This window comes from Escherichia sp. Lx600-2, from assembly GCF_036662595.1.
Classification (GTDB): domain Bacteria; phylum Pseudomonadota; class Gammaproteobacteria; order Enterobacterales; family Enterobacteriaceae; genus Escherichia; species Escherichia coli.
The window spans coordinates 1-763 of the sequence record NZ_JAYQWM010000248.1; the positions used below are offsets into that span (position 1 = coordinate 1).

1 rRNA gene is annotated in these 763 nt (G+C 51.9%); it reads left to right on the forward strand.

Features of this window, described 5'->3' with window-relative positions:
* Positions 1-763, forward strand: a 23S ribosomal RNA gene (locus tag OQV04_RS24815); the annotation flags it as partial.

Genomic DNA, 763 nt, shown 5'->3' on the forward strand with positions numbered 1-763 from the left:
AAGCAGCCATCATTTAAAGAAAGCGTAATAGCTCACTGGTCGAGTCGGCCTGCGCGGAAGATGTAACGGGGCTAAACTATGCACCGAAGCTGCGGCAGCGATATGTAAATATTGTTGGGTAGGGGAGCGTTCTGTAAGCCTGTGAAGGTGTACTGTGAGGTATGCTGGAGGTATCAGAAGTGCGAATGCTGACATAAGTAACGATAATGCGGGTGAAAAACCCGCACGCCGGAAGACCAAGGGTTCCTGTCCAACGTTAATCGGGGCAGGGTGAGTCGACCCCTAAGGCGAGGCAGAAATGCGTAGTCGATGGGAAACGGGTTAATATTCCCGTACTGGTGATAATTGCGATGGGGGGACGGAGAAGGCTAGGCTGGCCGGGCGACGGTTGTCCCGGTTTAAGGATGTAGGCAGGTGAATTAGGCAAATCCGGTTCACTATATGCTGAGGTCTGATGACGAGTCACTACGGTGGCGAAGTAGCTCATGCCCCGCTTCCAGGAAAAGCCTCTAAGCTCTAGATTATCATTAATCGTACCCCAAACCGACACAGGTGGTCAGGTAGAGAATACTCAGGCGCTTGAGAGAACTCGGGTGAAGGAACTAGGCAAAATGGTGCCGTAACTTCGGGAGAAGGCACGCTGGCGCTAGGTGAAGTGGTTTACCCATGGAGCTGAAGCCAGTCGCAGATACCAGCTGGCTGCAACTGTTTATTAAAAACACAGCACTGTGCAAACACGAAAGTGGACGTATACGGTGTGACG